Annotated in this window: 29 protein-coding genes, 1 pseudogene and 1 other annotated feature; of the genes and pseudogenes, 10 read left to right on the forward strand and 20 right to left on the reverse strand. The window is 49.8% G+C overall.

Annotated features, from left to right (window positions below; translation table 11 throughout):
- Together oppD and oppF are read left to right on the forward strand one after the other, a co-directional pair.
- Positions 1-1,014: a murein tripeptide/oligopeptide ABC transporter ATP-binding protein OppD gene (gene oppD / locus K0778_RS00950; protein WP_000110945.1), complete on the forward strand. Its 1,014-nt coding sequence runs from the start codon at positions 1-3 to the stop codon at positions 1,012-1,014.
- Positions 1,011-2,015 carry a murein tripeptide/oligopeptide ABC transporter ATP-binding protein OppF gene (gene oppF, locus K0778_RS00955; protein WP_000994905.1) on the forward strand — a complete coding sequence of 335 codons (1,005 nt, stop codon included), beginning with the start codon at positions 1,011-1,013 and terminating at the stop codon, positions 2,013-2,015. The genes oppD and oppF overlap by 4 nt, the downstream gene beginning before the upstream one ends.
- Positions 2,016-2,067: 52 nt before the next feature.
- Here oppF and K0778_RS00960 read toward each other — a convergent pair whose 3' ends face one another.
- Both K0778_RS00960 and cls read right to left on the reverse strand, forming a co-directional pair.
- Positions 2,068-2,397 (reverse strand): HI1450 family dsDNA-mimic protein, encoded by a 330-nt coding sequence (locus K0778_RS00960; RefSeq protein WP_000366959.1) that lies wholly within the window; start codon positions 2,395-2,397, stop codon positions 2,068-2,070.
- A 34-nt stretch (positions 2,398-2,431) separates the two neighbouring features.
- Entirely contained in the window at positions 2,432-3,892 is a 1,461-nt protein-coding gene (cls, locus tag K0778_RS00965) for a cardiolipin synthase (RefSeq protein WP_000214516.1), read from the reverse strand.
- A 142-nt stretch (positions 3,893-4,034) separates the two neighbouring features.
- On the opposite strand from cls, the gene K0778_RS00970 reads away from it, so the two are divergent.
- On the forward strand, positions 4,035-4,208 hold the full coding sequence (locus K0778_RS00970) for a YciY family protein (RefSeq protein WP_001309467.1): 174 nt from the start codon (positions 4,035-4,037) through the stop codon (positions 4,206-4,208).
- Positions 4,209-4,262: 54 nt separating this feature from the next.
- Here the strand turns inward: K0778_RS00970 and kch are convergent, their stop codons facing one another.
- Positions 4,263-5,516 (reverse strand): voltage-gated potassium channel protein, encoded by a 1,254-nt coding sequence (kch, locus tag K0778_RS00975; RefSeq protein ID WP_001295624.1) that lies wholly within the window; start codon positions 5,514-5,516, stop codon positions 4,263-4,265.
- A gap of 299 nt (positions 5,517-5,815) precedes the next feature.
- The gene (locus tag K0778_RS00980) at positions 5,816-6,112 is read right to left on the reverse strand and encodes a YciI family protein (RefSeq protein WP_000967595.1); all 297 of its coding nucleotides are present in this window, start codon (positions 6,110-6,112) and stop codon (positions 5,816-5,818) included.
- A gap of 223 nt (positions 6,113-6,335) precedes the next feature.
- Between K0778_RS00980 and tonB the strand changes: the two genes are divergently transcribed.
- Entirely contained in the window at positions 6,336-7,055 is a 720-nt protein-coding gene (tonB, locus tag K0778_RS00985; protein ID WP_001360141.1) for a TonB system transport protein TonB, read from the forward strand.
- A gap of 39 nt (positions 7,056-7,094) precedes the next feature.
- Here tonB and yciA read toward each other — a convergent pair whose 3' ends face one another.
- The 4 genes and pseudogenes from yciA to K0778_RS01005 form a co-directional block, all read right to left on the reverse strand.
- Positions 7,095-7,493, reverse strand: a complete 399-nt coding sequence (gene yciA / locus K0778_RS00990) for an acyl-CoA thioester hydrolase YciA (RefSeq protein WP_000108160.1) — start codon at positions 7,491-7,493, stop codon at positions 7,095-7,097.
- 104 nt (positions 7,494-7,597) lie between these two features.
- Positions 7,598-8,137, reverse strand: coding sequence for a septation protein A (locus K0778_RS00995; RefSeq protein WP_000808667.1), 540 nt, complete (start codon positions 8,135-8,137; stop codon positions 7,598-7,600).
- A 29-nt stretch (positions 8,138-8,166) separates the two neighbouring features.
- Positions 8,167-8,910: a YciC family protein gene (locus tag K0778_RS01000; protein ID WP_001619373.1), complete on the reverse strand. Its 744-nt coding sequence runs from the start codon at positions 8,908-8,910 to the stop codon at positions 8,167-8,169.
- A 27-nt stretch (positions 8,911-8,937) separates the two neighbouring features.
- Positions 8,938-9,027, reverse strand: a pseudogene (locus K0778_RS01005) (YkgJ family cysteine cluster protein); the annotation flags it as partial.
- 239 nt (positions 9,028-9,266) lie between these two features.
- Between K0778_RS01005 and ompW the strand changes: the two are divergent.
- Positions 9,267-9,905 (forward strand): outer membrane protein OmpW, encoded by a 639-nt coding sequence (ompW, locus tag K0778_RS01010; protein ID WP_000737226.1) that lies wholly within the window; start codon positions 9,267-9,269, stop codon positions 9,903-9,905.
- Positions 9,906-9,964: 59 nt separating this feature from the next.
- Here ompW and K0778_RS01015 read toward each other — a convergent pair whose 3' ends face one another.
- The 9 genes from K0778_RS01015 to trpL form a co-directional block, all read right to left on the reverse strand.
- Entirely contained in the window at positions 9,965-10,471 is a 507-nt protein-coding gene (locus tag K0778_RS01015; RefSeq protein WP_001079505.1) for a ferritin-like domain-containing protein, read from the reverse strand.
- Positions 10,472-10,516: 45 nt separating this feature from the next.
- Positions 10,517-11,017, reverse strand: a complete 501-nt coding sequence (locus K0778_RS01020) for a ferritin-like domain-containing protein (protein WP_001056490.1) — start codon at positions 11,015-11,017, stop codon at positions 10,517-10,519.
- Positions 11,018-11,102: 85 nt separating this feature from the next.
- Positions 11,103-11,282, reverse strand: a complete 180-nt coding sequence (locus K0778_RS01025) for a general stress protein (protein ID WP_000807651.1) — start codon at positions 11,280-11,282, stop codon at positions 11,103-11,105.
- A 380-nt stretch (positions 11,283-11,662) separates the two neighbouring features.
- Entirely contained in the window at positions 11,663-12,469 is an 807-nt protein-coding gene (gene trpA, locus K0778_RS01030; RefSeq protein ID WP_000443067.1) for a tryptophan synthase subunit alpha, read from the reverse strand.
- A complete protein-coding gene (trpB, locus tag K0778_RS01035; protein ID WP_000209520.1) occupies positions 12,469-13,662 on the reverse strand; it encodes a tryptophan synthase subunit beta in 1,194 nt (397 codons plus the stop codon). The genes trpA and trpB overlap by 1 nt, the downstream gene beginning before the upstream one ends.
- 11 nt (positions 13,663-13,673) lie before the next feature.
- Entirely contained in the window at positions 13,674-15,035 is a 1,362-nt protein-coding gene (gene trpCF / locus K0778_RS01040) for a bifunctional indole-3-glycerol-phosphate synthase TrpC/phosphoribosylanthranilate isomerase TrpF (RefSeq protein WP_000983871.1), read from the reverse strand.
- Positions 15,036-16,631 carry a bifunctional anthranilate synthase glutamate amidotransferase component TrpG/anthranilate phosphoribosyltransferase TrpD gene (trpD, locus tag K0778_RS01045; protein WP_000763511.1) on the reverse strand — a complete coding sequence of 532 codons (1,596 nt, stop codon included), beginning with the start codon at positions 16,629-16,631 and terminating at the stop codon, positions 15,036-15,038.
- Complete coding sequence (trpE, locus tag K0778_RS01050; protein ID WP_001194582.1) at positions 16,631-18,193, reverse strand: anthranilate synthase component I; 1,563 nt, start codon at positions 18,191-18,193, stop codon at positions 16,631-16,633. Before trpE ends, trpD begins: the two co-directional genes overlap by 1 nt.
- Before the next feature lie 21 nt (positions 18,194-18,214).
- Positions 18,215-18,308, reverse strand: a sequence feature (Trp leader region).
- Positions 18,285-18,329: a trp operon leader peptide gene (gene trpL, locus K0778_RS01055; protein ID WP_001700591.1), complete on the reverse strand. Its 45-nt coding sequence runs from the start codon at positions 18,327-18,329 to the stop codon at positions 18,285-18,287. (Overlaps the previous feature by 24 nt.)
- Before the next feature lie 137 nt (positions 18,330-18,466).
- On the opposite strand from trpL, the gene rnm reads away from it, so the two are divergent.
- The 4 genes from rnm to rluB all read left to right on the forward strand — a co-directional run bounded on the left by rnm (position 18,467) and on the right by rluB (position 22,976).
- Complete coding sequence (gene rnm, locus K0778_RS01060; protein WP_001285661.1) at positions 18,467-19,348, forward strand: RNase AM; 882 nt, start codon at positions 18,467-18,469, stop codon at positions 19,346-19,348.
- Complete coding sequence (locus K0778_RS01065) at positions 19,345-19,965, forward strand: L-threonylcarbamoyladenylate synthase (RefSeq protein ID WP_001295575.1); 621 nt, start codon at positions 19,345-19,347, stop codon at positions 19,963-19,965. Before rnm ends, K0778_RS01065 begins: the two co-directional genes overlap by 4 nt.
- 27 nt (positions 19,966-19,992) lie before the next feature.
- Positions 19,993-21,888: a DUF2207 domain-containing protein gene (locus tag K0778_RS01070; RefSeq protein WP_001301109.1), complete on the forward strand. Its 1,896-nt coding sequence runs from the start codon at positions 19,993-19,995 to the stop codon at positions 21,886-21,888.
- Between the two features lie 212 nt (positions 21,889-22,100).
- Complete coding sequence (gene rluB / locus K0778_RS01075; protein ID WP_001291217.1) at positions 22,101-22,976, forward strand: 23S rRNA pseudouridine(2605) synthase RluB; 876 nt, start codon at positions 22,101-22,103, stop codon at positions 22,974-22,976.
- 39 nt (positions 22,977-23,015) lie between these two features.
- Here rluB and cobO read toward each other — a convergent pair whose 3' ends face one another.
- The gene (gene cobO, locus K0778_RS01080) at positions 23,016-23,606 is read right to left on the reverse strand and encodes a cob(I)yrinic acid a,c-diamide adenosyltransferase (protein WP_001278907.1); all 591 of its coding nucleotides are present in this window, start codon (positions 23,604-23,606) and stop codon (positions 23,016-23,018) included.
- A complete protein-coding gene (locus K0778_RS01085; protein ID WP_000559280.1) occupies positions 23,603-24,361 on the reverse strand; it encodes a YciK family oxidoreductase in 759 nt (252 codons plus the stop codon). Before K0778_RS01085 ends, cobO begins: the two co-directional genes overlap by 4 nt.
- Positions 24,362-24,580: 219 nt before the next feature.
- On the opposite strand from K0778_RS01085, the gene sohB reads away from it, so the two are divergent.
- Positions 24,581-25,630: a protease SohB gene (gene sohB, locus K0778_RS01090; RefSeq protein ID WP_000422045.1), complete on the forward strand. Its 1,050-nt coding sequence runs from the start codon at positions 24,581-24,583 to the stop codon at positions 25,628-25,630.
- A gap of 35 nt (positions 25,631-25,665) precedes the next feature.
- Here sohB and K0778_RS01095 read toward each other — a convergent pair whose 3' ends face one another.
- Positions 25,666-25,917 carry a YciN family protein gene (locus tag K0778_RS01095; RefSeq protein WP_001031494.1) on the reverse strand — a complete coding sequence of 84 codons (252 nt, stop codon included), beginning with the start codon at positions 25,915-25,917 and terminating at the stop codon, positions 25,666-25,668.
- Positions 25,918-26,036: the final 119 nt, after the last annotated feature.

Below are 26,036 nucleotides of genomic sequence, written 5' to 3' on the forward strand. Positions count from 1 at the left end.
ATGAGCGTAATTGAAACTGCAACTGTGCCGCTCGCACAACAACAGGCTGACGCACTGCTGAACGTGAAAGATTTGCGTGTCACCTTTAGTACCCCGGACGGCGACGTCACGGCGGTCAATGATTTGAATTTTTCCCTACGTGCCGGAGAAACGCTGGGTATTGTAGGTGAGTCTGGTTCGGGTAAATCGCAAACTGCATTTGCGTTGATGGGCCTGTTGGCTGCCAACGGACGTATTGGCGGATCGGCAACCTTCAATGGGCGTGAAATCCTCAATTTGCCAGAGCATGAACTCAATAAACTGCGCGCTGAACAAATCTCAATGATTTTTCAGGACCCAATGACTTCGTTGAATCCCTATATGCGCGTCGGTGAGCAGTTGATGGAAGTGCTGATGCTGCATAAGAACATGAGCAAAGCTGAGGCGTTTGAAGAGTCGGTGCGGATGCTCGATGCGGTAAAAATGCCGGAAGCGCGTAAACGCATGAAAATGTACCCGCACGAATTTTCTGGCGGCATGCGTCAGCGAGTCATGATTGCGATGGCCTTGTTATGTCGACCTAAGCTGCTGATTGCGGATGAACCAACAACTGCGCTGGACGTCACCGTACAGGCGCAGATCATGACGCTATTAAATGAACTGAAGCGGGAATTTAATACCGCCATCATTATGATCACCCACGATCTTGGCGTGGTGGCGGGGATCTGCGACAAAGTGCTGGTAATGTACGCCGGGCGCACGATGGAATATGGCAACGCGCGCGATGTCTTTTATCAACCCGTTCATCCTTATTCTATCGGTTTGCTCAACGCGGTGCCGCGTCTCGATGCGGAAGGTGAAACAATGTTGACCATCCCGGGTAATCCGCCAAACCTGCTGCGATTACCGAAAGGTTGCCCGTTCCAGCCACGTTGTCCGCATGCGATGGAAATTTGTAGTAGCGCACCGCCGCTGGAAGAGTTTACGCCTGGCCGTCTGCGTGCTTGCTTTAAACCGGTGGAGGAACTGTTATGAATGCTGTAACTGAAGGAAGAAAAGTCCTCCTTGAAATCGCCGATCTTAAAGTGCACTTTGAAATCAAAGATGGCAAACAGTGGTTCTGGCAACCGCCGAAAACGCTCAAAGCCGTCGATGGTGTCACTCTTCGCCTGTATGAAGGGGAAACATTAGGTGTGGTAGGGGAATCGGGATGCGGTAAGTCCACCTTTGCTCGCGCCATCATCGGTTTGGTCAAGGCGACCGACGGTCATGTTGCCTGGTTAGGTAAAGAGTTGCTGGGCATGAAACCCGATGAATGGCGTGCCGTTCGCAGTGATATTCAGATGATTTTCCAGGATCCGTTGGCATCGCTAAACCCGCGTATGACCATCGGCGAGATCATCGCTGAACCACTACGTACTTATCATCCGAAAATGTCACGCCAGGAAGTTCGCGAGCGCGTGAAGGCGATGATGCTGAAAGTCGGGTTATTGCCTAACCTGATTAACCGCTATCCGCATGAGTTCTCTGGTGGGCAGTGCCAGCGTATCGGGATTGCGCGTGCTCTTATTCTTGAACCGAAGCTGATTATCTGTGATGAGCCGGTGTCGGCGCTGGACGTGTCAATTCAGGCACAGGTGGTCAACCTGCTCCAGCAATTGCAACGTGAGATGGGATTGTCATTAATTTTTATCGCTCATGACCTGGCCGTGGTAAAACACATTTCCGATCGTGTGTTGGTGATGTATCTCGGCCATGCGGTAGAACTGGGGACCTATGATGAGGTCTACCACAATCCACTACATCCTTACACCAGGGCATTGATGTCGGCAGTCCCCATACCTGATCCGGATCTGGAGAAGAACAAAACCATCCAGTTACTGGAAGGGGAATTACCGTCGCCGATCAACCCGCCTTCCGGTTGTGTTTTCCGTACCCGTTGCCCGATTGCCGGTCCAGAGTGCGCCAAAACACGTCCTGTTCTGGAGGGGAGTTTCAGACACGCCGTTTCTTGCCTGAAAGTCGATCCGCTTTAAAAACAATAAGGGCTGACAGTTGTCAGCCCTTTTTCACGCTAAAAGCGATTATTTATTCCCGCCAGATGATATGGCAAAGTTTGTGATCTTTTTCGCGGCATAACAGAATGCGGGCAAAAACATCGTTGATTTCACCATCTTCACTGTCCGCCAGACCAATCACCACTTCGGCAAAAAAGTCCGGGTTCAAATCGAAATCAACATGTTCCTGCCAGTCTTCCGCCGGATCGAATAACTCCGCGCCGCCGCGCTCTTCAAACTGAAGATTGAACAGCAGAACATCAGCTGGATCGAGATTGTCGGCAGCCAGTTCGAGAAAAATATCGTAGGCCTGTTCAAGCGTTTCATCTTCAGTCAGGCGATTGTTTAGATCCATATCCATAGTTACTACCTGTTTAACCTCTGTTGGCGACGTTTTACAGCAACGGACTGAAGAAGTAAAACAGTCGCTCGGCGACACGTTGCCATAATGGACGTTTTAGCCATAAACGGGCATCGAGCAGACGTGAACGCGAAATATAATCGTCCTGAACGGCGGCGAGGTCAGCACCAAAACCTTTATCGTCGATTGCCAGGGTAATCTCGAAATTTAGCCACAGACTACGCATATCAAGGTTAACTGTGCCAACCAGACTTAGTTCGCCATCGACCAGCACGCTCTTGGTATGCAGTAACCCGCCTTCAAACTGATAAATTTTAACCCCAGCAGCCAGCAGTTCCGTAAAGAATGCGCGACTGGCCCAGCCGACCAGCATCGAGTCATTTTTTCGCGGAAGGATAATACTGACATCCACCCCGCGCTGCGCCGCCGTGCAAATCGCATGAAGTAAATCATCGCTTGGCACAAAGTAGGGCGTGGTCATGATCAAATATTCACGCGCCGAATAAGCCGCAGTCAATAATGCCTGGTGAATGAGATCTTCCGGAAAGCCGGGGCCAGAAGCAATTGTGTGAATGGTGTGACCGCTGGCCTGTTCAAACGGCATAATATTGACATCTGGTGGTGGCGGCAGAATACGTTTTCCGGTTTCAATCTCCCAGTCGCAGGAATAAATAATCCCCATCGCGGTGGCGATAGGGCCTTCCATACGCGCCATCAGATCAATCCATTGCCCTACGCCCGCATCTTGTTTGAAGTAGCGAGGATCGACCATATTCATGCTGCCGGTGTACGCGATGTAATTATCGATCATGATCATCTTGCGATGTTGGCGCAGGTCCATACGGCGTAAAAACACACGCATCAGATTGACCTTTAAGGCTTCGACCACTTCAATACCGGCATTACGCATTAGCTCGGGCCACGGGCTGCGGAAAAAAGCCACACTCCCGGCGGAGTCGAGCATCAATCGGCAATGAATGCCGCGTCGCGCAGCCGCCATTAATGATTCAGCCACCTGGTCCGCCATGCCGCCGGGCTGCCAGATATAAAACACCATCTCAATATTATGGCGCGCGAGCTGGATGTCGCGGATTAACGCCTGCATCACATCATCTGACTCGGTCATCAGTTGTAGCTGATTCCCTTTGACCCCAGCGATCCCCTGACGACGCTCGCAAAGCTTGAATAATGGCGCAGCGACACTGCTATTTTCTTCGGCGAAGATATGCTTACAGGCTTTAAGGTCGTTAAGCCATTTTGCGGTGGAAGGCCACATCGCTCTGGCGCGCTCAGCGCGGCGTTTGCCTAAATGGAGCTCGCCAACGGCAAGATAGGCAATAATTCCGACTAACGGCAGAATGTAAATAATCAACAGCCAGGCCATCGCGGAGGGAACTGCGCGTCGTTTCATTAGAATGCGTAAAGTTACGCCTGCAATGAGCAACCAGTATCCCAGAATGGCCAACCAACTCACCAACGTATAAACGGTTGTCATAGATTAGAAATCCTTTTGAAAGCGCATTGTTATGAGTTTACGCATATGGATTCATCTGGCAAATAAAAACGCGGGAAAAGCACTGGTCAGCGTCGGGGGTGGGGGTATAATGACCATTCTGTTATTGCATAGAGTAGTTAACATGAAGCGGAGTAGAACGGAAGTGGGGCGCTGGCGCATGCAGCGTCAGGCTAGCCGACGTAAATCGCGTTGGCTTGAGGGGCAATCGCGCCGAAATATGCGTATCCACAGCATCAGGAAGTGCATTCTAAACAAACAGCGTAACTCGTTATTGTTTGCGATCTACAATATCTAAATGTACTGGGCACCATTGCGGTGCCCAATAAGTTTACTCTTCCGTCTTTAAACTCTATTTTTGCGCCGATTCTTTACTGTCAGCTTTCGTTTCTAGTTCATCGTTATCGCTGAAAATACCATGACCTGAGTTCAACAACATTGAAACGAGCATATCATTATTAATCTCTTCACCATTTAAAACTCGCGCCAGAATTTCGCTGCCAAACAGTTGCGGTGAGAGAATGATATCCGGATGTACCATCTTAATCTTATTCAGGTTTTTGCTATCACTGACGGCGAGAACTGTTTTGACATCACTGCTCATATCTTTTGCCGAGAGTACAACAAACGCGTTATCTGCATCGTTATCACTCAGCGCCAGAATGGCCCGGCAACGATCGATTCCCGCTTTCTTTAATACAGAACTGTCATTACTGTCACCGGGGATAACATCAGCATTATCGCCTAAGCGTTGCTCAAGTTGCTTGATATCATCTTCAGGCAAGTTGCTGATAACCGTTACGTTTTGTCCGCGTTGATTCAGTTGCAGGATCGTATTGATGGCGAGAATCGAATGTCCGCAAACAATAAAATGATCTTTACGATGCATTGTATGATTGTTTCCTTTTACAAGTTTGTTGAATCCCCCGCGGATAAGCGGACCAAAAATTGAGGTCATAGATGTGGCAAAAACGGTAATGCCGGAAATAATGACCGAAATAGTGAACAATCGTGCTGATTCAGAAACAGGGACAATATCGCCATAGCCGACGGTTGACATGGTTTCTATCGAAAAATAGAACGCGGTCATCAAACTTTCTATTCGCGGATTAAAACCTTCGCTTAAATAAAGCGCACCGTAGGTTGAGTAAAACAGTAATGTCGTGAAACTAATAAATGCAAAAATTGTCCCGGCTGCGGCGCTACTGTGGGAGAAGTCTTTGCGCAGTATCAGCAAAAACACCAGCGTAAAAATGCAAAATCCAATACTAAATTTCAGCCAGGGATAAAAATGCAGGGTGTAAATTAGCGCTATCAACAACAAAATGATACTGATTGCCCATGCGAGCTTTGCCCGGAACAGTAAGCCAATGGAGTTCAGGACAAGAAAGACGCCGAGCATAAAGAGTGGGGCGTTTGCCAGCAAGGAGAGATCCAACTCTGAAAATGCTTTGATATGGAAAATATCAAGCAAATTGACCGACATACCATAGATTGTTTTAAAAATAAGCAATCCATTTAAAAAGACGGCCAGCGCGAGAATGTCGTGCCGAAGGGTCACCCATAAATTTGTTGCTGTTTGTTTGAATGTAGCCCAGTGACTCACTGATACCTCTGTAACCACAATTTTGTTTAATTATCTTAGCGTGCACATTTTCTGAACATACATGCAGCGCGTGAATGTGTTAAACAATAGTAGATGACTTTATCCGCAGTAATCAAAGGATTTGAGCGAGCAACTGTACCTCAGGAAAGGTCATTTTTCCTGAATATGCTCACATCATATAAAGAAATACAGATAAAGTTATTATCTGCTTGTGGTGGTGAATGCACTGACCGGCTATAAGGAAAGGCCAAACAAGAACACGGTTGCAAAAACCGTGCCCTTAAATATTGAATCTCTATTCAGAACACTTTCTTAAATGGTTTCACTGAAACGTGTTCATAGACTCCTGCCGCTACGTACGGGTCAGCATCGGCCCAGGCCTGAGCTGCTTCCAGCGATTCAAATTCAGCAATAACGGTTGAGCCAGTAAATCCCGCAGCCCCTGGATCGTTACTGTCTACCGCTGGCATTGGACCAGCTGTCAACAAACGACCTTCATCATGCAGTAACTGTAAACGTGCTAAATGTGCCGGACGAACGGAAAGGCGTTTTTCGAGGCTATCAGCTTTGTCTTGAGCGTAAATAACATACAACACGGGCACAACTCCTTGTTCGGGAAAGTTGTAAAGTACGTTATTTGAAAGGGCGAAGATCTGCAACGGAAAGATGATGTCTTTGTTAAGGCCATGCATAAAGTAAGGGTAATTACGCCAAAAATGACATTTTCACTGATCCTGATCGTCTTGCCTTATTGAATATGATTGCTATTTGCATTTAAAATCGAGACCTGGTTTTTCTACTGAAATGATTATGACTTCAATGACCCTTGATTTACCTCGCCGCTTCCCCTGGCCGACGTTACTTTCGGTCTGCATTCATGGTGCTGTTGTGGCGGGTCTGCTCTATACCTCGGTACATCAGGTTATTGAACTACCTGCGCCTGCGCAGCCGATTTCTGTCACGATGGTTACGCCTGCTGATCTCGAACCGCCACAAGCCGTTCAGCCGCCACCGGAGCCGGTGGTAGAGCCAGAACCGGAACCTGAGCCGATCCCCGAACCGCCAAAAGAAGCACCGGTGGTCATTGAAAAGCCGAAGCCGAAACCTAAGCCAAAACCGAAGCCGGTGAAAAAGGTACAGGAGCAGCCAAAACGCGATGTCAAACCCGTAGAGTCGCGTCCGGCATCACCGTTTGAAAATACGGCACCGGCACGCCTGACATCAAGTACAGCAACGGCTGCAACCAGCAAGCCGGTTACCAGTGTGGCTTCAGGACCACGCGCATTAAGCCGTAATCAGCCGCAGTATCCGGCACGAGCACAGGCATTGCGCATTGAAGGGCAGGTTAAAGTTAAATTTGACGTTACGCCGGATGGTCGCGTGGATAACGTACAAATCCTCTCAGCCAAGCCTGCGAACATGTTTGAGCGTGAGGTGAAAAATGCGATGCGCAGATGGCGTTATGAGCCGGGTAAGCCAGGCAGTGGGATTGTGGTGAATATCCTGTTTAAAATTAACGGCACCACCGAAATTCAGTAAGCAGAAAGTCAAAAGCCTCCGACCGGAGGCTTTTGACTATTACTCAACAGGTAAGGCGCGAGGTTTTCCTTCAGGATCAACCGCGACATACTTAAATAATGCTTCTGTCGCTTTATAGCGTTGCCCAATTGGTTCAGACGCTACTTTTTTCACCCACACTTCAATATTAATGCTGACCGATGTCGTCCCTTTCTGGACACAGCGTGCATAGCAGCACACCACATCGCCGACCGCAACCGGCCGTAAGAAAGTCATTCCTTCAACCCGCACAGTCACTACGCGACCGTGGGCAATTTCTTTTGCCAGAATAGCGCCGCCAATATCCATTTGTGACATTAACCAACCACCAAAGATGTCACCATTGGCATTGGTATCGGCGGGCATGGCTAAAGTACGTAAAACAAGATCGCCCTGAGGGACGTTATGTGTTGTAGACATGGTAAAACCGACTTAAAAGGAAAATCACAGGCGCGATGCTACTATGATTTTCCTGAGGAGAACAGAGGAGATACAGCGCCAGCCCCGAAGGACTGGCAGTCTGGTTAGGATTTATCTTCCTGCGGCATGTGGCGGTAGATATAGATACCGCTTAACAATGTGAAGATTAAGGTAAGGGCGGTCAGGCCAAAGACTTTAAAGTTGACCCAAATATTTTGCGGCAGCCAGAATGCGATGTAGATGTTTGCCAGACCGCAAAGGATAAAGAAAACAGCCCAGGCCAGATTCAGCTTCGACCATACCGGTTGCGGCAGCGTGAGTTCTTTACCCAGCATCCGCTGAATTAGCGGCTTTTTCATCACCCATTGGCTGACTAACAGGGCTCCCGCAAATAGAGCATAAATGACTGTAACCTTCCATTTAATAAACTCATCATTGTGGAAGAACAGCGTCAAGCCACCGAAGACGACCACCAGAACAAAAGTGATCAGGGCCATCTTCTCAACCTTACGAAAGCGAACCCAGCTATAGATAAGCACAATCGCCGTGGCGACGATCAGCGCCGCAGTAGCCGCATAGATGTCATAAATCTTGTAAAACGCGAAAAAGACAACCAGCGGTAAAAAATCAAGAAACTGCTTCATTTTACGATTCCGTAATCAAATGCTTAAGGTTATTGGCGAATCAACATATACAGGCGGAACAGATAGATGAGCAATATGGCTGAAATCAGGTTGCTCAAGGTGTTCGCCAGTACGGCACCAATTTCCGGGGTTAATGCGGCAAAAGAAGAGGCAAAAAGCAGCAACAGTGTTTTTGCCAGCAACCAGCTCAGTACTGCGGGTGCCACCAGACGCATATTCGCCCAAGTCAGCCGCATACTGCTACGCATCGAGGCAAAAACGCCCATTTTGCCCTGTACCAACATCACCGGTGCCAGGGCCAGTAAAATGGCCATGATAATTCCCGGAACGACCACCAGCATGATGCCAATCTGTACTAAAAGGGTAGTCAGAAAAATCAGAATAAATAACTTTGGCAATATCGGCGCACTGGCACCAATAGCTCGCAGCGCACTGACTCTCTGACCCGCAGACACCAGCTGGATAATTAATATTACGCCTCCGGCGAGAATGGCGTTACCGATTAATCCTGAAAAAGTGGACGCCGCTGAAGCCTGCAGCAAAATTTGTTGCTGTTCCGGTGACATATTCTGAACCAGGTCGAACAACCCACTACTGCCGCTAACGGGCACGCCGTCATTGAGCTGCGCAAGCTGTGCATCACTGGGTGAGAAAACATGCCCTAACACCACTGTGATAAACGCACATAGCAACGATACCAACAGAATGGTCATAAATTGATTACGGAAGAAATTTCCGGTGTCACGGTATACGGACTGCGCCGTGATAGACATGCACTCTCCTTGAGTTTTATGCAGGTGTTAATTAGCGGGCAATTGTACCCTGGTTAAGCCTCGGGTGGCAGCATCAGGTCTTGTATGGAAAAGCATATCTTTGTAAAGCGGAGGTAATTGCTGGCCTTCAGGCATGGGCAAATCGCGGCAAGTGGCGACCGAGTTAATATTTGCGTAGCGAAAATATTTAAAAATTGATTTAAATCACATTAACCAGGATTCTCAATGCAACTTCTAAATTAATCCAGATCAATAAAGGGTGAATTATCATATGTAATGTGATCTATGTAGGATCATTTGTTACTCCAATGTAGGTATATTCGTCACGTTTTTATAACCATAACGACGGAGCGGATATGAAAAAGTTAACAGTGGCGGCTTTGGCAGTAACAACTCTTCTCTCTGGCAGTGCCTTTGCGCATGAAGCAGGCGAATTTTTTATGCGTGCAGGTTCTGCAACCGTACGTCCAACAGAAGGTGCTGGTGGTACGTTAGGAAGTCTGGGTGGATTCAGCGTGACCAATAACACGCAACTGGGCCTTACGTTTACTTATATGGCGACCGACAACATTGGTGTGGAATTACTGGCAGCGACGCCGTTCCGCCATAAAATCGGCACCCGGGCGACCGGCGATATTGCAACCGTTCATCATCTGCCACCAACACTGATGGCGCAGTGGTATTTTGGTGATGCCAGCAGCAAATTCCGTCCTTACGTTGGGGCAGGTATTAACTACACCACCTTCTTTGATAATGGATTTAACGATCATGGCAAAGAGGCAGGGCTTTCCGATCTCAGTCTGAAAGATTCCTGGGGAGCTGCCGGGCAGGTGGGGGTTGATTATCTGATTAACCGTGACTGGTTGGTTAACATGTCAGTGTGGTACATGGATATCGATACCACCGCCAATTATAAGCTGGGCGGTGCACAGCAACACGATAGCGTACGCCTCGATCCGTGGGTGTTTATGTTCTCAGCAGGATATCGTTTTTAATTCCGCACAAAAACGACCCCGTAATATACGGGGTCAATAAGGACATGGTATAAAGGGTATTATTTCTTCGCTTCTACGCCATCAGTTTCAGAGCGAATTAAAAATTTCTCAGTTGTTTGCGGAATATTCTGAATCAGCCAGTCGGCCATTTGCTTTTCCTCATTTAAAATCGCTTCGATGGTTGGAATTGAAGCTGTATCACCGGCATTTTTTGCTGCTGCTAATAGTGAGGTGTAACAGGCGATTTCAAATTGCTCGAAGACATATCCGCTAATAGAGCCTTTGACTATTTCATCAGAAGGGAATATACCACCGATTGACTGCCCAAGCGCAGCCATTTTACTCATGGAATCTTTAATGACTGAACGTGAAATGTCATTACGATCAAGAATAGTTTCCAGTTGAACAATCTGGTTTTTGGTTTCACTAAGATGTTGTTCAATACGAGCGCGTAGTTCAGGATAATTATCTATACGGCTGGCCATGGATTCAAGCATAGATTCGGCTTGCTTTTCCATTGCGTGGGCGTCACGTAACCAGTCATGATAATGTTCAATACGATTCATGAAAATGTCCTCTTTATAAAATGACTAAAAGTTAAAATTCATATTTCAGGCTTTATTTTCGGCTTTCTTATTTACGTTATTAATGGCCAGATCAGTCAGTTTGATGTCGGTGGCCTTTTCTTCTTCCAGGGTTTCTTTCAGAAGCTTCGCTGCTTTACGGTAACCTAATTGTTCAGCCAGCGTCGCTAATGTCCCGTAACTGGCAATCTCATAATGCTCGACTTTCTGTGCTGCGGCAATCAGTGCGGCATCACGCACTTCGTTTTTCTCGGTACTTTCGATGACCTCATTAGCTTCTTCAATAAGACCTTCCATTGCCACACATTTCATGCGCTTAATTTTCAGGTTCGATTCGGACTCCACAACTTGATCAATACGTTCAATCTGTCCATGAGTTTCCTCGAGGTGCGCATGAAAAGCCTGACTTAATTTTTCATTTGATGTTGCTCTTGCGAGTTTTGCCAGTGCCCGGGTTAATTGTTTTTCTGCGCTGTAGGTATCTGAAAGCAGGTGAATAAATACATCTTCAATGGTCTTCATATTCATATTTTTCTCCAGTGAAATCACTGCGAGCCATACGGCCCGCAGATGCAATTATCTTTATCAGCTGATATTAATAATTAACGGTGAATCAGGATTTGCCTGATTTATTACCACCGCTTTGTTGACCGCCTTTTTTACCCGCTTCAGATGCGCGTTGCGGATCATTTTTAAAATTACCGCCGCTATGCTGACCGCCTTTACGGCCTGCGTCGGATGCCTTCTCACGGTCTTCGGCGAAATTTCCTGAACCACCACGATGTTCGGCCATGTTATTTCTCCCGTTGCGTTGCATTGATTCATTAATATGAGTGTTGTGTGTCGACACTCATTAAAATTAGTCGCTAATGAGAATTAGTCAAATTAAGCGCAACGAGAAGATAGAGGGAAAATATATTTTGAGGAACATTCTGGATATATTAACAATTACCTGAGGAATAAGTGACTTAGAGAAAATTATTGATTTTACTGGTGTTATGTTGCGGGATTAATTTGTTTGATTATATTACTGTTGGGCGGAAAAATGACGTAAGTTGACGTTCGACCGGGGTAAGCGAAACGGTAAAAAGATAAATATTAAATGAATTTAGGATTTTTCCGGCTTCATTAAAGAAAGTTAAAATGCCGCCAGCGGAACTGGCGGCTGTGGGATTAACTGCGCGTCGCCGCTTTCATCGGTTGTACAAAAACTTTCAGTGCCGCCAGCATTTTCTCTGGCTCATTAATATGTTGCTCGATGATTTTAACAATGGCCGAACCAGAAATCGCGCCCGCAGCTCCTGCATCAATCGCTGCTTTTACCTGATCCGGGGCGGAAATACCAAATCCCTGCAATGGAGGTGCAGCGTTGTACTCTTTCAGCTTCGCAACCAGATGATTGAGGGGTAACGCGGCGCGGTTTTCTGCGCCGGTCACGCCTGCTCGTGACAGCAAATAGGTGTAACCACGACCGTAAGAGGCTATCTGGCGCAGCAGGTCGTCATCGGCATTTGGCGGGCAGATGAAGATAGGTGCGACATTATGACGCAACGCGGCCTGGCGGAAGGGCGCGGACTCTTCAACTGGCACATCGGCAACCAGCACCGAATCGACGCCGACTTTTTCGCACTGGGCATAAAACTCATCAATGCCTTTGTTAAACACCAGATTGGCATACATCAACAGGCCAATGGGAATGGTCGGGTGTTTCTGGCGAATCAGTGCCAGCATTTCAAAACATTGTGCCGGAGTCACACCTGCCGCAAAGGCGCGCAGAGTGGCGTTTTGAATCGTCGGGCCATCCGCCAGTGGGTCGGAGAAGGGGATACCTAACTCCAGCGCGTCAGCACCGGCTTCAATTAGCGTATCGATAATTTTCAATGACTGCTCAATGCCCGGATCACCGAGCGTGACGAAAGGAACGAATGCGCCTTCTTTGCGCTCCTTCAACTGGGCAAACAGAGATTCGTAGCGTTCCATCAGATTTCCCCTCGTGCTTTCAAAATATCGTGAACGGTGAAGATGTCTTTATCGCCGCGACCGGAAAGGTTAACCACCAGTAGCTGCTCTTTATCCGGGTTTTCGCGCATCATTTTCAACGCATGGGCCAGGGCGTGGGAGGATTCCAGCGCCGGGATGATCCCTTCGTGCAGGCACAGCGTTTTGAAGGCTTCAAGGGCTTCATCATCGGTAATAGACACGTAATCAGCGCGTCCAGTGCTGTTAAGATACGCGTGTTGTGGGCCGACAGACGGGAAATCCAGTCCGGCGGAGATGGAGTAAGATTCTTCAATCTGCCCGTCTTCGGTTTGCATCATCGGCGCTTTCATACCGAAATAGATACCCACGCGACCATGTTTTAGCGGTGCGCCGTGCTCGCCAGTTTCGATACCGTGACCACCTGGCTCCACACCAATCAGGCCGACGTTGGTTTCATTGATGAAATCAGCAAACATGCCGATGGCATTCGAACCGCCGCCAACACAGGCGATAACGGCATCCGGCAGGCGACCTTCTCTTTCCAGAATCTGCGCTTTGGTTTCTTCGCCAATCATCCGCTGAAACTCACGCACAATGGTCGGATAAGGATGCGGGCCAGCTGCGGTGCCCAGCATATAGTGCGCGGTTTCGTAACTACCGGACCAGTCGCGCAGCGCCTCGTTACAGGCATCTTTCAGCGTCGCGGAACCGCTATGCACCGGGATCACTTCCGCACCCATTAAGCGCATACGAAAAACGTTAGGCGACTGGCGTTCAACGTCTTTGGCACCCATATAAATACGGCATTTCAGGCCGAGCAGGGCGCTGGCAAGGGCCGACGCCACGCCATGCTGACCGGCACCGGTTTCGGCGATGATTTCGGTTTTACCCATCCGCTTCGCCAGCAACGCCTGCCCCAGCACCTGGTTAGTTTTATGCGCGCCGCCGTGCAGCAAATCTTCACGCTTGAGATACAGCGTGGTGTTCGTCCCGGCTGTAATGTTCTGGCATTTGGTCAGCGCGGTTGGACGCCCGGCATAGTTTTTCAGCAGGTCGTTGAACTGAGCCTGAAATTCAGGATCTTTTTGCGCACTGACAAAAGCTTCTTCCAGCTGGCGCAGAGCAGGCATCAGGATTTGTGGCACGTACATGCCGCCAAACTCACCAAAATAGGGGTTAAGTAATGTTGTCATTGTTCCTTTCCTTAATATGCGCGCAGCGTCTGGAAAACCGAGGCCAAAAGACGTGCGTCTTTGATGCCCGGTTGCGACTCTACAGCAGAATTAAAATCAAGTCCGGCGCAGCCGGTTTGTGCCGCTTCCACGCAGTTATCTGCGCCTAAGCCCCCCGCCAGCAGAACGTTGCCAAGCGATTGACCATTTAATAGTGACCAGTCAAAACGTTGCCCGCTTCCACCCTGGCCGTTGTCTAAAACATATTTATCAACGTGCTGAAACTCGCGGGCGGGCAGGGTTTCACCGACGCTTAATGCTTTCCAGATGGCAACATGTGCTGGCAGAGCTTCACGCAGCGTATCGATATACAGCTGTTCTTCATTACCATGCAGTTGCACTGCCGCCAGCGATAACACCTTAGCTTTGTCCACCACATCGGCAATATCGTGATTGCGGAACACGCCAACATACTGCAACGGTGCCGCAGCCATCACTTCCTGCGCCTGTTCAACGTTGACGCAACGCGGTGATGTCGCAACAAAAATCAACCCACCGTAAATCGCGCCCGCGTCATAAGCTGCTTTAGCATCTTGCCCACGCGTCAGGCCACATACTTTATTCTCACCCAGCAACACCCGGCGCACGGCGGCGTGCAAATCGTCATGGGCCATCAACGCCGAACCAATCAGAAAACCGTTAGCGAAGTGGCTTAACTCGCGCACCTGAGCGTAAGTATTGATGCCGGATTCGCTGATTACCGTCACGTTGTGCCCCAGTTTCGGCGCAAGCTCGCGGGTACGGTTGAGATCAATCGACAAATCACGCAGATCGCGGTTGTTGATGCCAACGACCTTTGCTCCCAATGCAATGGCGCGCTCCTGTTCCTCTTCATTACTGACTTCGGTCAGCACCCCCATCTCCAGACTGTGAGCGACGGCGGCAAGCTGGCGATATTGGTCGTCATCCAGTACTGAAAGCATTAATAAGCAGGCATCGGCCTGGTAATAGCGCGCCAGATAGATCTGGTAAGGGTCGATAATGAAGTCTTTACATAAAATCGGCTGCGGGGCGATTTGGCTGACGATGGGGAGGAAATTAAAGCTCCCCTGAAAATATTTCTCATCAGTCAGCACCGAAATTGCCGAAGCGTAATGTTTATAAATGGCGGCAATGCGTGCTGGATCGAAATCATCACGGATCACGCCTTTTGACGGCGACGCTTTCTTGCACTCCAGAATAAACGCCGTGCGCGCACCCTGTAGCGCATCATAAAAATGTCGCGTGCTCGGCTGAACCTCATTCTGAAAACTGGCCAGCGGTTGCTGCTGTTTGCGGGCTTCTACCCAAATCGCCTTGTCTGCGACGATTTTCGCTAAAACGGTTTGCATCATTTACCCTCGTGCCGCCAGTGCGGTGACTCTGTCGTAAGCGGAACCACTGCGCAGTACCTCAAGAACGGTTTGCGCATTGGCTTGCAGATCTTCATGGCCATGCAGGCGCATTAACATGGCGACGTTCGCAGCGACGGCTGCTTCATGGGCGGCGTCGCCTTTACCTTGTAACAAACGTGTTAAAATGTCACGGTTTTCTTCCGGTGTTCCGCCTGCCAGTTGCTCCTGGTGGTAGGGTGTCAGGCCAAAGTCTTCTGCGGTGAGCTGATAGCTTTTAATTTCGCCGTCATGCAGTTCGGCAACGATTGTCGGCGCGTGTAATGAAACTTCATCCATCCCGCCGCTGTGCACCACCGCCGCGCGTTGATACCCCAGCACGCGCAAGGTTTCGGCAATCGGCAGCACCAGTTCCGGACTATAAACACCAATTAACGCCAGCGGCGGATGCGCCGGGTTAATCAATGGCCCCAGCACATTGAACAGGGTGCGGGTTTTCAGTTGCTGGCGAACCGGCATCGCGTGGCGGAATCCGGTGTGATACTTCGGCGCAAAGAGGAAACATACACCTAACTCATCCAGCGCCTGGCGCGATTTATCGGCGTTCATATCAAGATTAATACCGAACGCCGCCAGCAGATCGGACGAACCAGATTTACTGGAGACGCTACGGTTGCCGTGTTTCGCCACTTTCAGCCCACAGGCCGCGGCGACAAACGCACTGGCGGTAGAAATATTGATACTGTTGCTGCCGTCACCGCCAGTACCGACGATATCAGCAAACAGATAATCCGGGCGCGGGAACGGCGCTGCGTTTTCCAGTAGCGCGGTTGCTGCCCCGGCGATCTCGTTCGGGTGCTCACCGCGAATTTTCATGCTCACCAGCGCCGCCGCCAGTTGTTCCGGCTTCAGCTCGCCACGCACCACCGCTGAAAACAGCTGGTGGCTTTCTTGTTGGCTAAGCGTCTGCGCCTGATACAGTTTTTCCAGAATCGGTTGCAGCGTGTTGGCTGGCTCTAGTTTCTGCTGCGCCCAGGCCAGCGTTTGTTCCAGCAGGCGAGCGCCCTGGGTGGTGAGAATGGATTCCGGATGGAACTGGAATCCACAAACGCGATCCGCATCGTGACGTACTGCCATCACCATGCCATTAAAATGGGCGTTGATGGTTAAACCGGCCGGAATGTTACTGCCAACCAGCGAGTGATAACGCGCCACCGGCAGCGGGTTTGTTAATCCGGCAAACATCGCCTGACCGTCATGTTCAATGCTGGAGGCTTTACCGTGGAGAATTTCGCCCGCCTGACCGACATAGCCCCCGTAAGCTTCGACAATCGCCTGATGTCCGAGGCAAATGCCAATAATGGGCAGCTTGCCACGCAAGCGGGTGAGGAGTTCCGGCATACAACCGGCTTCGCTCGGCACACCGGGGCCAGGAGAAAGCATCAGCACCGGATTGCTCATGGTCGCCAGGCGTTCAATTAAGGTTTGCGCCGGAATATGGTTGCGGTAAATCACCACGTTATGCCCATTGCTGCGCAACTGATCTGCCAGGTTGTACGTAAAAGAGTCGATATTATCGAGCAGCAGAATGTCAGCCATCAGAAAGTCTCCTGTGCATGATGCGCGGTGGCAATAGCGCGCAGTACAGCGCGGGCTTTGTTACGGGTTTCGTCGGCTTCCGACTGCGGAACAGAATCAAGGACTACACCAGCACCCGCTTGCACGGTGGCGATACCGTTTTCCACCAGCGCCGAGCGGATCACAATGCAGGTGTCGAGATCGCCATGCGCGGTGAAATAACCTACCGCGCCGCCGTAGCTGCCGCGGCGACGACCTTCCGCCTCGGCAATTAACTGCATAGCGCGTACTTTCGGCGCACCGCTTAACGTCCCCATATTCATACAGGCGCGATAAGCGTGCAGGGCGTCAAGATCGTGACGCAGTTCGCCGACTACGCGAGAGACGAGGTGCATCACATAGGAATAACGGTCAACTTTGGTGAGATCGGCGACGTAGCGGCTGCCGGGGGTGCAAATGCGTGCCAGATCATTACGGGCGAGATCAACCAGCATCAGATGTTCAGACAGCTCTTTATGATCGGTACGCATTTCCAGTTCAATACGGCTGTCGAGATCTCTGTCCAGTGAACCATCGGCGCGACGACCGCGTGGGCGTGTTCCGGCAATCGGGTAGATCTCAATCTGGCGGCTGGTGGCATCATACTTGAGCGAGCTTTCCGGCGACGCGCCAAATAGGGTGAAATCATTATCCTGCATAAAAAACATGTACGGGCTGGGATTACTCTTTTTCAGCACGTAATAGGCCGCCAGCGGTGACGGGCAGGGCAGAGAGAAACGGCGAGATGGCACCACCTGGAAAATTTCTCCAGCGCGAATCGCTTTTTGCAACAAACGCACTACGCCACCGAACTCTTCATCGCTCTGATTACATTCACAACGCATATGCGGCACGGAAACCACTGGCAGCGGCGGCGCGGCTTCGGTCAGTTGCTGACGTAGTTCGTTCAGGCGAGCAGTGAGACGTTGTTTTTCTTCTTCATTCGGAGCAAACAGGCTGGCCTGAATACGGGTGCTTTTTTTCTGATGGTCAATCACCATCAGCGTTTCAGCGAGATAAAAACAGAAATCAGGGCAGTTATTTTCCGCTGACAGTTGCGGTAAATCTTCAAATCCCGCCACAAGGTCATAAGAGAACAGGCCGCCGAAGAACATGGCTTCTCGTTCTTCCTTCGGTACATTCAACAGATTCTGCAATAAACGGAAAGCGTCAAAAACCGAAAGGGAGCATAAGCGGGCGTCTTCATCCAGCAGTGGACTGACAGGGGGGAAGCGCAGCACACGGCAGTTTGGTGATTGTTCACTTTCCACACCCGCAGGCAGGGCGTTATCCAGTAGTGCCAGCAGGGCTTCGCCGTTGCCGGAAAGTGCCTGGATTGTGACAGTGTCACCTAAAGCTGTAATGCGCAGCGCACTGTCTACCAGCAGCAGGCTTTTTAAATCATCTTTGCTGTCGATATCTGCGGATTCCAGCAGCAGCGTTGCCGGACGATCCCCACACAACTGGTGAAAAAGCGCGGTGGGATTGTCGCGATAAGCGCCTTCGCAGGTTAGCAGTTCGAGAGTCGGTTTTTGTGTTTGCATTGTTATTCTCTAATTTTGTTCAAAAAAAAGCCCGCTCATTAGGCGGGCTGGGTATCTGATTGCTTTACGCATGGTGAATACACTGCCCGTTTCAGGAAGTGCGCCACCAACCTTTCAGTACGAAAATTGCTTTCATTGTCGATACCCTTTTTACGTGAACTTGCGTACTAGTTAACTAGTTCGATGATTAATTGTCAACAGCTCATTTCAGAATATTTGCCAGAACCGTTATGATGTCGGCGCAAAAAACATTATCCAGAACGGGAGTGCGCCTTGAGCGACACGAATTATGCAGTGATTTACGACCTGCACAGCCATACCACAGCTTCCGATGGCTGCCTGACGCCAGAAGCATTGGTGCACCGTGCAGTCGAGATGCGCGTCGGCACCCTGGCGATCACCGACCATGACACCACAGCTGCAATCGCGCCAGCAAGAGAGGAAATTTCACGTTCGGGACTGGCGTTGAATCTTATTCCCGGCGTGGAAATTTCCACGGTCTGGGAAAATCATGAAATTCATATTGTCGGGCTGAATATTGATATTACTCATCCGCTAATGTGTGAGTTCCTCGCGCAGCAGACAGAACGGCGCAATCAGCGGGCGCAGCTGATTGCCGAAAGACTTGAAAAAGCGCAAATACCTGGGGCGCTGGAAGGCGCACAACGACTGGCGCAGGGCGGCGCAGTGACGCGCGGTCATTTTGCGCGTTTCCTTGTTGAGTGCGGCAAAGCCAGTTCAATGGCGGATGTCTTTAAAAAGTATCTGGCGCGCGGGAAAACCGGATACGTTCCGCCACAGTGGTGTACAATAGAACAAGCTATTGATGTCATTCATCATTCTGGCGGTAAGGCGGTGCTAGCTCATCCTGGGCGGTACAATCTTAGTGCTAAATGGCTGAAAAGATTGGTTGCGCATTTTGCCGAACACCACGGTGACGCGATGGAAGTCGCGCAGTGCCAGCAATCGCCCAATGAACGTACCCAGCTGGCGGCCCTTGCGCGTCAGCATCATTTATGGGCATCACAAGGATCTGATTTTCATCAGCCATGCCCGTGGATCGAACTGGGTCGTAAACTCTGGCTGCCCGCAGGCGTTGAAGGCGTCTGGCAGCTATGGGAACAGCCGCAGAACACCACAGAGAGGGAATTATGAGCCAGTTTTTTTATATTCATCCTGATAACCCACAGCAACGTCTGATCAACCAGGCGGTGGAGATCGTGCGTAAAGGCGGGGTGATTGTTTATCCAACTGATTCCGGCTATGCGCTCGGCTGTAAAATTGAAGATAAAAACGCCATGGAGCGTATTTGTCGTATTCGCCAGCTGCCGGACGGTCACAACTTTACCCTGATGTGTCGCGATCTTTCTGAACTCTCGACCTATTCATTTGTCGATAACGTTGCGTTTCGTTTAATGAAAAACAACACGCCGGGCAACTATACCTTCATCCTGAAGGGGACGAAGGAGGTGCCACGCCGTCTGTTGCAGGAAAAACGCAAAACCATCGGTATGCGTGTGCCTTCTAACCCGATTGCGCAAGCGTTGCTTGAAGCATTGGGCGAACCGATGCTTTCCACTTCGCTAATGCTGCCAGGCAGCGAATTTACCGAATCCGATCCGGAAGAAATTAAAGACCGTCTGGAAAAACAGGTAGATTTGATTATTCACGGCGGTTATCTCGGGCAGAAACCAACAACGGTTATTGATCTTACCGATGATACGCCGGTCGTGGTGCGTGAAGGCGTAGGTGATGTGAAGCCTTTCTTATAACAAATTGCGTTCCATGGATGGAAGACTATGGCAGGGAAGTTTCGCTGCATTTTGCTGTTGATAGCAGGGCTGTTTGTATCATCTCTAAGTTATGCAGAAAACACGGAGATCCCTTCTTATGAAGAAGGGATCTCGCTCTTTGATGTTGAAGCCACTCTGCAACCAGATGGGGTGCTCGACATCAAAGAAAATATTCATTTTCAGGCGCGAAATCAGCAGATTAAGCACGGCTTTTATCGTGATTTACCACGACTCTGGATGCAGCCTGATGGGGACGCTGCACTGCTGAACTATCATATTGTTGGCGTCACCCGTGATGGTATTCCTGAACCCTGGCATCTTGACTGGCATATCGGGTTAATGAGTATTGTCGTGGGCGATAAACAACGTTTCTTGCCTCAAGGCGACTATCATTATCAAATTCATTATCAGGTTAAAAATGCTTTCCTGCGTGAGGGGGATTCTGATCTGCTAATCTGGAACGTGACCGGTAACCACTGGCCGTTTGAAATTTATAAGACCCGTTTTTCTCTCCAGTTCTCTAATATTGCGGGTAATCCATTTAGCGAAATCGATCTCTTTACCGGAGAAGAGGGCGACACATATCGTAATGGCCGCATCCTTGAGGACGGAAGAATTGAATCCCGCGATCCGTTTTATCGTGAAGATTTCACGGTCCTCTACCGCTGGCCTCACGCTTTACTTAGCAATGCCTCGGCTCCGCAAACGACGAATATTTTCAGCCATCTTCTTTTACCCTCCACGTCATCGTTGTTAATTTGGTTTCCGTGTCTGTTCCTGGTTTGTGGATGGTTATATCTCTGGAAGCGCAGGCCGCAATTTACGCCGGTAGATGTGATTGAAACCGATGTCATTCCGCCAGATTACACGCCCGGCATGTTACGTCTCGATGCGAAGCTAGTTTACGACGATAAAGGTTTTTGTGCCGATATCGTAAATCTGATTGTGAAAGGAAAAATTCATCTGGAAGATCAGTCTGACAAGAACCAGCAAATCCTGATTCGTGTTAATGAAGGCGCGACCAGAAATAATGCGGTATTACTGCCCGCAGAGCAGTTATTACTGGAAGCGTTATTTCGTAAAGGCGATAAGGTCGTTCTTACGGGGAGACGCAACAGAGTCTTACGCAGGGCATTTTTACGGATGCAGAAATTTTATCTGCCGCGTAAAAAGTCTTCGTTTTACCGGTCTGATACTTTTTTGCAATGGGGTGGACTGGCAATATTGGCGGTCATTCTTTACGGTAACTTGAGTCCTGTAGGCTGGGCAGGAATGAGTCTGGTGGGCGATATGTTTATTATGATCTGCTGGATTATTCCTTTTTTATTTTGTTCCCTTGAGCTTTTGTTTGCCCGCGATGATGACAAGCCTTGCGTTAATCGTGTAATCATCACTTTGTTTTTACCACTGATTTGTTCAGGCGTGGCCTTCTATTCTCTCTACATCAATGTCGGAGATGTATTCTTTTACTGGTATATGCCAGCGGGTTATTTTACCGCTGTTTTCCTGACCGGTTATCTCACTGGCATGGGGTATATTTTTCTGCCAAAGTTTACCCAAACTGGACAGCAACGTTATGCCCACGGTGAAGCTATCGTTAACTATCTTGCGCGTAAAGAGGCGGCAACACACAGTGGGCGGCGTCGGAAAGGGGAAACACGGAAACTGGATTATGCGTTGCTAGGTTGGGCGGTCTCGGCAAACCTTGGCAGAGAATGGGCAGCACGTATCACCCCATCACTCACAGCGGCTGTTCGCGCCCCGGAAATTGCCCGTAGCGGCGTTTTATTCTCATTACAGACGCACCTAAGTTGCGGGGCCTATACCAGTTTGTTGGGGCGAAGTTATTCCGGTGGTGGTGCTGGCGGCGGCGCGGGTGGCGGAGGCGGTGGTGGCTGGTAATTAAGCTGATGTTAATCGAAACAAGCTTTAACCATAAAGATAGTGTAGTATGTTGCGCCTCAAAGCCAGGCCAGTTAAAACGTCGAGTCGTTTACTTAAGGCCTGAGGAGTTCAAACAGACTTTACTATCAGTGAGTCAGATGTAAGTTCTGACTCACTGTTGCACAAAAGCATATCAGACGCCTGGGAAGGCGACACCAAAAGGAAGCTCTATGAGCGAAAAGCTACAGAAAGTGCTGGCGCGTGCCGGCCACGGTTCTCGCCGTGAAATCGAATCTATTATTGAAGCCGGTCGTGTGAGTGTTGATGGCAAAATTGCTAAACTCGGCGATCGCGTTGAAGTTACCCCTGGATTGAAAATCCGTATCGATGGTCACCTTATTTCGGTACGTGAGTCCGCTGAACAAATTTGTCGCGTTCTGGCTTATTACAAACCGGAAGGTGAGTTGTGTACCCGTAACGATCCGGAAGGGCGTCCGACGGTGTTTGACCGTCTGCCAAAGCTGCGTGGCGCACGCTGGATTGCCGTAGGTCGTCTGGACGTTAACACCTGTGGTCTGCTGCTGTTCACCACTGACGGTGAACTGGCAAACCGTTTAATGCATCCAAGCCGTGAAGTTGAACGTGAATACGCCGTGCGTGTATTTGGTCAGGTTGACGACGCGAAACTGCGTGATTTGAGTCGTGGCGTGCAACTGGAAGATGGTCCGGCAGCTTTTAAAACCATCAAGTTCAGCGGCGGCGAAGGGATCAACCAGTGGTACAACGTGACTCTGACCGAAGGCCGTAACCGTGAAGTTCGTCGTCTGTGGGAAGCGGTTGGTGTGCAGGTCAGCCGCCTGATCCGTGTTCGTTACGGTGATATCCCACTGCCGAAAGGTCTGCCACGCGGTGGCTGGACGGAGCTGGACCTCGCCCAGACTAACTATCTGCGCGAACTGGTGGAGCTACCGCCAGAAACCAGCTCTAAAGTCGCTGTAGAAAAAGACCGTCGTCGCATGAAGGCGAATCAGATTCGTCGTGCGGTGAAACGTCACAGTCAGGTGAGCGGCGGTCGTCGTTCTGGCGGACGTAATAATAACGGTTAATCAAAGTATGCCGGACGTCATATCCGGCATTTTTACAGATTAATAATCGATCCCTATCTGCGCTTTTACACCGGCATCAAACGCATGTTTGATGGGGCGCAACTCACTCACCGTATCCGCCAGTTCAAGAATATCCCGATGACAGCCTCGACCCGTGATAATCACCGTCTGTTGATGTGGACGTTCATTTAACGCCTGCACCACTTCTTCCAGTGGCAAATAGTCATACGCCACCATATAAGTCAGCTCATCAAGCAAAACCATATCCAGTGAGGAATCAGCAAGCATCCGCTTTGCATGTTGCCAGACTTCGCGGCAGGCGGTGGTATCAGACTCGCGGTTTTGTGTATCCCAGGTAAAGCCCGTTGCCATCACCTGAAACTCAACGCCATGTGGCTCCAGCAGATTGCGTTCGCCATTAGGCCAGGTGCCTTTAATAAACTGCACGACGCCCACTTTTTTTCCGTGACCAACTGCGCGTGTTGCCGTACCAAATGCCGCGGTGGTTTTGCCTTTTCCATTGCCGGTAAAGACGATGATAATACCGCGTTCATCCTGGGCCTGGGCCACACGAGCATCTACTTTTTCTTTCACTCGCTGCTGACGCTGTTGGTAGCGTTCATCACTCATTGGGAAATTCCTGGTTTACGGCCCGGTTGGGCGTCAAAGGTCATGCCGGTTTTACGGCGGCTGTCATCGCCCATCAGCCAGAGGTAGAGCGGCATGATATCAGCGGGTGTTTTAAGTTTCTGTGGATCTTCGGTCGGGAAGGCGCTGGCACGCATTGCGGTGCGCGTACCGCCTGGGTTAATGCAGTTGACGCGCAGGCGCTGCTGATATTCATCGGCCAGTACCTGCATCATCCCTTCGGTGGCAAATTTCGACGCTGCATATGCGCCCCAGTTGGCTCGTCCCTGACGTCCAACGCTTGATGAAGTAAAGACCAGTGAACCGGCGTCCGATTTGAGTAATAAAGGAAGCAGTGCCTGGGTGAGCATAAAGGTGGCATTAACGTTGACCTGTATGACGTCCTGCCAGACCTGTGGATTTTGTTCGCTCATTGGGCAAACATCGCCGAGCAATCCGGCATTATGCAAAACACCATCCAGACGCGGATAATTAACGGTAATGCGCTGTGCCAGTTGTTGGCAATCTTCGGACGTGCAGGTCAGCAAATCGAGAATAAACCACTGTGGCTGACGTCCAGTTTCTTCGTTTATGTGGCTGGCTACCTGACGTAATTTTTCTTCATTACGGCCCAACAGAATCACTGTCGCACCATAGCGTGCATACGTCATCGCGGCTTCACGGCCAATCCCATCGCTGGCTCCCGTCACCAGGATAATGCGATCATTGAGTAAATCTTGTTTTGGCTGGTAATGCATGGCTACTCCTCAACGACGTTGTCTGTCGCGCTGCCAGTGTACTTTATGACTTTGGGGCTTTATGCCTGAAACAGAAGGGCATTTCAATCAGCCTGGGGCGATAACACCGCAAAATGGATACTTTGTCATACTTTCGCTGCAATAACATCTCTGCGAGACGGCTTAACATGCCTGTTGTAAACTGTGAGCCAAAGCGTTGTTTAACCAAGGTGGGGACTCGTGGAATTGTTGTCTGAATATGGTTTGTTTTTGGCGAAAATCGTTACCGTTGTGCTAGCGATTGCGGCGATTGCCGCCATTATTGTCAATGTTGCTCAACGTAATAAACGCCAGCGTGGCGAGTTACGGGTCAACAATCTCAGCGAACAGTATAAGGAGATGAAAGAAGAACTGGCCGCGGCGCTGATGGACTCACATCAGCAAAAACAGTGGCACAAAGCGCAGAAGAAAAAGCATAAGCAAGAAGCGAAAGCAGCAAAAGCGAAAGCCAAACTGGGAGAGGTGGCAACTGACAGTAAACCCCGCGTCTGGGTGCTGGATTTTAAAGGCAGCATGGACGCCCATGAAGTGAACTCGCTACGTGAAGAGATAACGGCTGTACTCGCAGCATTCAAACCGCAGGATCAGGTTGTACTACGTCTGGAAAGCCCTGGTGGCATGGTGCATGGTTACGGGTTGGCGGCTTCGCAGCTGCAGCGTCTGCGTGATAAAAACATTCCTTTAACTGTTACGGTAGACAAAGTCGCTGCCAGCGGCGGTTACATGATGGCCTGTGTGGCGGACAAAATTGTTTCCGCACCGTTTGCTATTGTGGGTTCCATTGGGGTGGTGGCGCAAATGCCCAACTTTAACCGCTTCCTGAAAAGCAAAGATATTGATATCGAACTTCACACCGCCGGGCAGTATAAGCGTACGCTGACCTTGCTGGGTGAAAATACCGAAGAAGGGCGGGAGAAATTCCGCGAAGAGCTGAACGAAACGCATCAGTTATTTAAAGATTTTGTGAAGCGTATGCGTCCGTCTCTGGATATTGAACAGGTGGCAACGGGTGAACACTGGTACGGACAACAGGCGGTAGAGAAAGGCCTGGTTGATGAAATCAACACCAGTGATGAAGTTATTCTTAGCCTGATGGAAGGCCGAGAAGTGGTCAATGTACGCTATATGCAGCGTAAACGACTCATTGACCGATTCACCGGCAGCGCGGCAGAGAGCGCCGATCGATTGTTGTTACGCTGGTGGCAGCGGGGGCAAAAGCCATTGATGTAAAAGACAAACGCGAGGGTAAGACCTCGCGTTTTGCTTTAATCAACCAGGTGATATTTTTCTGAAAGCACATGGGCCAGGTGTTTGAACATATTAAACACCGCGGTGCTTTTGGCTGTTGGCAATCCTTGTTCATCTAAAAAGTAGTCGCCGGTAAATACCAGCACGCCATTACGCTGCGTGACGCCGGTGGCTTCAATCCCTGCGAGCGTATCCTCATGCTCACGAATGATTTTGTTGGCCTCTTTCAACAGCGTTTCGCGGTCGATGGGGTGTGTCTCTTTGTTCATTATTTACTCCTTAAACAAGGACATTAGTCTACGCCAGGCATGGCTTGCAGACAAATATACCACGCTGGTGGCAAGAGCGCCTTACTGGCAACTTTGGATTTTGCATGCTAATAAAGTTG

Source organism: Escherichia sp. XD33, assembly GCF_019375075.1.
Lineage (GTDB): Bacteria > Pseudomonadota > Gammaproteobacteria > Enterobacterales > Enterobacteriaceae > Enterobacter > Enterobacter flexneri_A.